The organism is Streptacidiphilus anmyonensis, from assembly GCF_000787855.1.
GTDB classification, from domain to species: Bacteria; Actinomycetota; Actinomycetes; order Streptomycetales; family Streptomycetaceae; genus Streptacidiphilus; species Streptacidiphilus anmyonensis.
Genome location: NZ_BBPQ01000071.1, coordinates 1 through 6,736, shown reverse-complemented (window position 1 = coordinate 6,736; position 6,736 = coordinate 1). Strand labels below are relative to the sequence as shown.

Sequence of the window (6,736 nt, the reverse complement as noted above, 5' to 3'; positions counted from 1 at the left end):
GGTGGCGGCGTCCCGGGCCCCCCCGCGACTCCCCCGCCCGTGCCCGCCGCTTCCGCCTGCGCCCCCGCCGCCTCGGGGCGGGGGACTGCTCGGCGTGCCGCCTCCGCCGGCCGCGTCGCCCGTTCCCGGGCCTCCTCCGCCCGTTCCCGTGCCGCCCGTGCCGGTGCCGCCCGTGCCGGTGCCGCCCGCGGCGACGGACCCGGCCGTCGAGGCAGGAGTGCCGCCGGGCGTGCTCGCTGTGCCCGCCGTGCCCGCTGTGCCCGTCGCGTCCGGAGCGGACGAGCCGTCCCGTGTCGGTGTGGGTGGGTCGAGCGGGACGAAGACCACGCCGCCCTGGGAGGGCGTCGTCACGGCGGACGCGGGAGCGTCGCCGCCCAGGGCGACCGAGCCTCCGCGGTCCGTTCCGCAGCCCGCCAGGGCCAGCACCGTGGCGCCGAGCAGCCCGCTGATCACCAGCCCCGCCGTGGAACGCGCCATCGCCGATCGCCTCCCCGCTCCGTCTCCGGAGGCGCCAGTTTACTGACGGGTCATCAGTTCAGGAAGGTTCCCTTCGGCGCGGGGTGGGCCGGTGCCTACACTGGCGAACACCGGCGAACGCTCGCCCGAATCGTTCGCCCGACCGAGGAGCCGATGTGACCCAGCAGGACAGCGTCGTCGATTCCGGCGCCGACCGCGCCCCCGGGCGCAGCCTCGGCCTGGACGGTGCGGTGAACGCTCGTGACCTGGGCGGATACCGCACCGCGGACGGCCGGAGGGTCCGCTTCGGCGTCGCCCTGCGCGGCGACGCGCTGCACCGGGCCACGGACGCGGACCTCGCCGTCCTCCAGGGCCTCGGCCTGCGGCACGTGATCGACCTGCGCGGGACCAACGAGGTCTCCGAGAACGGCGCGGACCGGCTCCCCGCCGGCGCGGAGCTGGAGGCCCAGCCCGTCTTCGCCACCGACCACGACATCTACGCCTCGCTGCGCGACACGCTCGCGGCGCAGGACGGCGACGCCCAGTCGGCCCTGCTCGGCGACGGCGGCGCGCAGCGGATGATGATCTCGATGTACGGGTGGTTCGTCACCGACCCCGAGATCCGCGGGCGCTTCGCCGCGACGGTCAAGGCGCTGGCTCGTCCCGAGAACCTGCCGCTGTTCTTCCACTGCACGGCCGGCAAGGACCGCACGGGCTGGACGGCGGCGATCGTCCTCACCGCCCTCGGCGTGGACCGGGAGACGGTCTACGAGGACTACCTGCTCACCAACGAGCGCACGGACGGGCTGATCGCCCGCATCCTGGCCCACCTCGGCACCCAGGGCGTCATGCGCGAGCCCGAGCTGATGCGTCCCGTCATGCACGCGGACCGCGCCTACCTCGACGCGTCCTTCGCCGCGGTGGAGGCCGGCTGGCCCACCTTCGACGCGTTCCTCCGCGAGGGCCTCGGGTTGACGGAGGCCGACCTCGAAGCCCTGCGGAAGAACCTGCTCGACTGAGGGACGTTGCACTATCCAGGGGCGCGGGGAGCTGCGCGACGCGCAGCTCCCCGCGCCCCTGGCGGTCATCCCTCGGCGATGAGCCCTTCGCGCAGGGTCGCCAGGGTGCGCGTCAGCAGACGGGAGACGTGCATCTGCGAGATGCCGATCTCCTCGCCGATCTGTGACTGCGTCATGTTCCCGAAGAACCGGAGCATGATGATCCGCCGTTCCCGCGCAGGCAGCCGCGCGAGCAGCGGCTTCAGCGCCTCCCGGTACTCGACGCCCTCCATGGCCGCGTCCTCGTAGCCGAGGCGTTCGGCGAGGGGGCCGTCGCCGTCCTCCTCGGAGGGCGTGCTGTCGAGCGAGGACGCCGTGTAGGCGTTGCCGACGGCGAGGCCCTCGACGACCTCCTCCTCGCTGACGCCGAGGCACTCGGCGAGCTCGGGGACGGTCGGGCTGCGGTCCAGCCGCTGGCTGAGGTCGTCGCCCGCCTTGGTGAGCGCCAGGCGCAGCTCCTGCAGGCGGCGCGGGACCCGGACCGACCAGCTGGTGTCGCGGAAGAAGCGCTTGATCTCGCCGATGATCGTCGGCATCGCGAAGGTGGGGAACTCCACGCCGCGGTCGTGGTCGAACCGGTCGATGGCCTTGATCAGGCCGATCGTGCCGACCTGGACGATGTCCTCCATCGGCTCGTTGCGGCTGCGGAAGCGCGCGGCCGCGTAGCGGACCAGCGGCAGGTTGAGTTCGATCAACGTGTTCCGCACGTAGGCGTAGTCGGGGTGCTCGGGCGTGAGCTCCGCGAACCGCAGGAACAGCGATCGGGAGAGGGTGCGGGTGTCGAGCCCGTCCTCTACTGGAGCGGCCGCCGGAACGGTCGCCCGCTGGGCGGGAAGGACCACGGCGCCGTGGACAAGAGCGTCGTCTGCGCTGTGCGCCTCATGGACGAGTGCCTCGGACACGCTGCAACCCCCTTCAACTCAGCCATCGATGAGTCGACATGCCGACGACTCCGTACCTCCACTGGGATACCGGCACAGGATCCCCGGCAAACCACGAGAGGGCCAGATGTCACGCGGCGGCAACGTGCTGTCAGGAGCGATTTCCCACGTTGATCAGTAGGACTATTACGGCATATGACGGACACTCGACTACACAGAGCGATCGGCGTGAGGTGTCCGCGCGTGCGCCTGGGGGAGCCTCAGTTCTCCCAGTGGTTGCCGCTGCGCAACCGGGCGAAGATCCGTGCGAGCAGGCGCGACACGTGCATTTGCGACATGCCGAGCTCGGTGGAGATCTGCGACTGGGTCAGATTGCCGAAGAACCGCAGCATCACAATCTGTCGCTCCCGGTCCGGAAGCTGCACCAGCAGGTGTCGGACCATGTCCCGATGCTCCACATGGGTGAGTGCGGCGTCCTCGTAGCCGAGCCGGTCGAGCAGGGCGAGACCGCCGTCGTGCTCCTGCTGGGCCTCCAGCGAGGTGGCGTTGTAGGCGCGGCCGGCGTCGAGGCAGGCGCGCACGTCCTCTTCGGGGATGCGCAGCGACGCGGCGATCTCGGGCACCTTGGGCTGGCGTCCGTGGGTGACCGTCAGCTCCTCCATCGCGCTGCTGACCTGGACCCACAGCTCCTGGAGCCGGCGCGGGACGTGCATGGTGCGGACGTTGTCGCGGAAGTAGCGCTTGATCTCGCCGAGGATCGTGGGCAGCGCGTAGGTGGGGAACTGGACGCCGCGACTGAGGTCGAACCGGTCGATGGCGTTGATCAGCCCGATGGTGCCGACCTGGACGACGTCCTCCATCGGCTCGTTGCGGCCGCGGAAGCGCGCCGCCGCGTAGCGCACCAGCGGCAGGTTGACCTCGATCAGGGCGGCGCGGACGCGTTCGTGCTCGGGTGAGCCGGTCGGCAGTTCAGCCAGGCGCTCGAAGAGCACGCGGGTCAGCGCGCGGACGTCCACCCGCGACTCCGCGATCGCGGAGGAGAGCGTCTCGGCGGGCGGCGTCGTCTCGCCTGACCCGCCGGGTGCCTCTCCTGGTGCCTGCATCGCTGCGCCGCCCCTCGTGATCCCTTGTGATGTCCAGCGAAGTCAGTCCCATATCTGGCAAAACTGGTCATAGCATCACAAGTCGGTCCGGAGGCGGGCAAGCACCGGCCTTACGCGTGTTGGTGGAATCCGCAGCTCCGGTACCGTTCCGGTTGCGCGGACGCCGACGGTGTGTCAGACCTCGAAGTCGGCGATCACCCAGGTCGCGAACTCGCGCCAGAGCCCAGCAGCGGCCACGTGGTCGGGGTGGGTCAGGTAGGCCTGGAGCGCCTCGCGGTCCTCGACCAGGCTGTTGATCGCGAAGTCGTACGCGATGTCGCGCTCGGTGACGTTCCAGCCCATCTGCCACTCGCGCAGCTCCGGCACGGCCGTGCCGACCTTGTCGAACGCGGCGACGGCCGCCGGGACGCGCGGGTCGTCCTGGGTGACGCCGTCGTTCAGCTTGAACAGGACCAGGTGGCGGATCATGAGAGGCACTCCTTGGCGGGTCGAGTGCCCCGAGGGTACTTCACCTGCCCGATTACTTGATCAGGCTGCTCATGAACGTGCCCACGGCCTTCGCCGCGTGGGAGATCCCGGTGAAGCCCACCTGCACCAGATCGGCCGCCCGGACCGGAGAGGTGATGATCGTGTACAGCACGAAGATCACGACGGCCCAGGTGATGATCCTCCTGGCCTGCCCCATCCCCTGCACCTCCCGCGTGCCGACGTTCCCGGCCCCGTCCCTGACGCTCATTCACCCGTGCGGACTCTCACCCGTACGGGCGAAGCCTAACCCGCTCCCCCGTGCGCGTGTGAGCAGTGCGTCAAGCCGAAGGGACCAAGGTCCCCGCAGATCGGGCCCAACGCCGCCTGCGGGCGGCGGCGTCCGGCGGCAGAGTGGAAGACGTACCGGGCAGGTCTGGCAGGGACCTCCGGTACGTGGACCGGATTTCCCGCTGTGGGATCGACGGCCCGTCCGTCCCCCGGACGCGTCCTCGATTGGGAACTCCGCAGGGGAGCGGCAGCGAACCCCCCGTCGCTGCTCCCCTTCCGTGCGAAGTCCTGCTCCCGACGTCATGGCAGGGTGGTCGGCGTCGGGAGCGGGACTTTCGCGGGCGGGGGTCCGCGCGTGGGACAACGCGAGCCCGGGACAACACGAGCCCGGGACAATGAGGAGCCTGGGACAATGAGGGTGTGCCTGCTGATCCCTCCCTCGTCTCCGACTGCGGCAGCTGCTTCGGGCTGTGCTGTGTCGCCCTCCCCTTCGCCAAGTCGGCGGACTTCGCCAGGAACAAGGCCGCCGGAACGCCCTGCGGCAATCTCGCCGAGGACTTCCGGTGCGGCATCCACGCGCGGCTGCGCGAGTCCGGGTATACCGGCTGCACCGTGTTCGACTGCTTCGGGGCCGGCCAGAAGGTCTCCCAGCTGACCTTCGGGGGTGTCGACTGGCGGCGTGAGCCCTCCTCCGCCCCCGCGATGTTCGCGGCCTTCCCCGTGATGCGACAGCTGCACGAACTGCTGCGGTACCTCGACGAGGCCGTCGACCTCCCGGCCGCCGCGCCGCTCGCTCCGCGACTGCGCCGCGCGCGGGAGGACGTGGAGGCCATGACCCGCCAGGACGCCGAGGCGCTCGCGGGACTGGACGTTCCGGGCATCCGCGCGGGTGTGAGCGAGCTGCTGCTGGAGGCGAGCGAGCTGGCCCGCGCCGGACTGCCCGCACGCCGGCGGAATCACCGGGGCGCCGACCTGATCGGCGCGAAGCTGCGCCGGGCCGACCTGCGCGGGGCGAACCTGCGCGGCGCGTACCTCATCGGGGCCGACCTGCGCGACGCCGACCTGCGCGGGGCCGACGTGATCGGCGCGGACCTGCGGGGCGCGGACCTGCGCGGCGCGGACCTCACCGGTGCGCTCTTCCTCACCCAGCCCCAGCTGAACGCCGCCCGCGGCGACGCGACGACGCGCCTGTCCGGGACGCTCGACCGGCCGGGCCACTGGACGGGCTGAGCGGTTCGGAAAACCTGCGCGTCGCCGCTGTCGATCCCGGCCCGTCCCGCTCGTATAGAGGGTGAGAGACACCTGGCGCACGAGGAGGCGACACCATGAAGAAGCAGTACCTGCTCAGCATGTACCAGCCGCAGGGCCCGATCCCGGACGCCGAGTTCCTGGCGAAGGTGATGGCCGAGCTCGGCGCGATCCGCAGCGAGCTGCAGTCCACCGGGGACTGGGTCTTCGGTCAGGGCCTGCACGATCCGAGCACGGCGACGGTGCTGCGGCCCAAGGACGGCGAGGTGCTGGTCACCGACGGGCCGTTCACCGAGGGCAAGGAGTACCTCGGCGGGTTCACCGTCATCAAGGCCGCCGATCTCGACGCGGCGCTGGCCTGGGGGAGCCGCTACGCCCGGGCGACGGGCCTGCCGATCGAGGTGCGCCCGTTCCAGGGCGAGGTCGAGGACTGAACCCCGTGTCGGCGCCCCACGGCGGTGGCGCGGTCCCGCCCGAGGAGATCGCGCGGATCTTCCGGGCGGAGTACGGGCGGGCCGTGGCCGTCCTCACCCGCGCGTTCGGCGACATCGACCTCGCCGAGGACGCGGTCCAGGAGGCGTTCGCCACCGCCGCCGAGCGCTGGCCGTCGGCGGGGCTGCCGCCCAGCCCGGCGGGCTGGATCATCACGACGGCCCGGAACAAGGCCGTCGACCGCGCGCGCCGCGAGGCCGGCCGCGACGCGCGCCAGGCGGAGTCACTGCTGCTGCACGCGCCCCAGCGGAGCGACGGCTCGGACGCGGAGGAGGGACCCGTGCACGACGACCGGCTGCGTCTGATCTTCACCTGCTGCCACCCCGCCCTCGCCGAACCGGCCCAGGTCGCCCTGACGCTGCGGCTCCTCGGCGGCCTCAGCACGGCCGAGATCGCCCGCGCGTTCCTGGTGAGCGAGCCCACGATGGCCCAGCGCCTCGTCCGCGCCAAGGGCAAGATCCGCGACGCGCGCATCCCCTACCGGGTCCCGGACGAGGCAGACCTCCCGGACCGGCTCCGCCCGGTCCTCGCGGTCGTCTACCTGATCTTCAACGAGGGCTACCTCCCGTCGGAGGGCCCGGCCCCAGCCGAGGTCCCGGGAGCCGCGGCGGCCGGGACCGGCGGGGAGGCCGGGGCGAGGGCCGAGGAGGCGCCGGGCTCGGCCCGCACCCCGAGCACGGGGGCCGTGGTGGCCGCGGCCGGGAGCGGCGGGGGCGGGAGCGCCGGGGGCGTGGCCGGCACC

The 6,736-nt window shown here is 72.1% G+C and carries 8 protein-coding genes and 1 pseudogene; 4 read left to right on the top strand and 5 right to left on the bottom strand.

All coding sequences use genetic code 11. The features are described 5' to 3' along the window. A pseudogene (locus TR50_RS47280) lies at positions 1–477 on the bottom strand (hypothetical protein); the annotation flags it as partial. 155 nt (positions 478–632) lie between these two features. On the opposite strand from TR50_RS47280, the gene TR50_RS35320 reads away from it, so the two are divergent. After that, positions 633–1,475 carry a tyrosine-protein phosphatase gene (locus TR50_RS35320; protein WP_042431888.1) on the top strand — a complete coding sequence of 281 codons (843 nt, stop codon included), beginning with the start codon at positions 633–635 and terminating at the stop codon, positions 1,473–1,475. 65 nt (positions 1,476–1,540) lie between these two features. Here the strand turns inward: TR50_RS35320 and TR50_RS35315 are convergent, their stop codons facing one another. The 4 genes from TR50_RS35315 to TR50_RS47695 form a co-directional block, all read right to left on the bottom strand. Continuing rightward, positions 1,541–2,356 carry an RNA polymerase sigma factor SigF gene (locus tag TR50_RS35315; RefSeq protein ID WP_042431950.1) on the bottom strand — a complete coding sequence of 272 codons (816 nt, stop codon included), beginning with the start codon at positions 2,354–2,356 and terminating at the stop codon, positions 1,541–1,543. A gap of 299 nt (positions 2,357–2,655) precedes the next feature. After that, entirely contained in the window at positions 2,656–3,519 is an 864-nt protein-coding gene (locus tag TR50_RS35310) for an RNA polymerase sigma factor SigF (RefSeq protein WP_439654269.1), read from the bottom strand. 153 nt (positions 3,520–3,672) lie between these two features. After that, positions 3,673–3,966, bottom strand: coding sequence for a Dabb family protein (locus TR50_RS35305; RefSeq protein WP_042431886.1), 294 nt, complete (start codon positions 3,964–3,966; stop codon positions 3,673–3,675). A gap of 52 nt (positions 3,967–4,018) precedes the next feature. Next, the gene (locus TR50_RS47695) at positions 4,019–4,183 is read right to left on the bottom strand and encodes a hypothetical protein (protein ID WP_162837978.1); all 165 of its coding nucleotides are present in this window, start codon (positions 4,181–4,183) and stop codon (positions 4,019–4,021) included. Between the two features lie 491 nt (positions 4,184–4,674). On the opposite strand from TR50_RS47695, the gene TR50_RS35295 reads away from it, so the two are divergent. The 3 genes from TR50_RS35295 to TR50_RS35285 all read left to right on the top strand — a co-directional run. Continuing rightward, positions 4,675–5,484, top strand: coding sequence for a pentapeptide repeat-containing protein (locus tag TR50_RS35295; protein WP_042431882.1), 810 nt, complete (start codon positions 4,675–4,677; stop codon positions 5,482–5,484). Positions 5,485–5,579: 95 nt separating this feature from the next. Then, entirely contained in the window at positions 5,580–5,936 is a 357-nt protein-coding gene (locus tag TR50_RS35290) for a YciI family protein (protein ID WP_042431880.1), read from the top strand. Between the two features lie 5 nt (positions 5,937–5,941). After that, on the top strand, positions 5,942–6,736 hold a 795-nt coding region (locus tag TR50_RS35285), incomplete at its 3' end, for an RNA polymerase sigma factor (protein ID WP_236654729.1).

Bases quoted from the DNA above. Each gene is read 5' to 3' on its own strand.
- TR50_RS35290 (WP_042431880.1), top strand. From the start codon at position 5,580: ATGAAGAAGCAGTACCTGCTCAGCATGTACCAGCCGCAGGGCCCGATC.
- TR50_RS47695 (WP_162837978.1), bottom strand. From the start codon at position 4,183: ATGGGGCAGGCCAGGAGGATCATCACCTGGGCCGTCGTGATCTTCGTG.
- TR50_RS35305 (WP_042431886.1), bottom strand. From the start codon at position 3,966: ATGATCCGCCACCTGGTCCTGTTCAAGCTGAACGACGGCGTCACCCAG.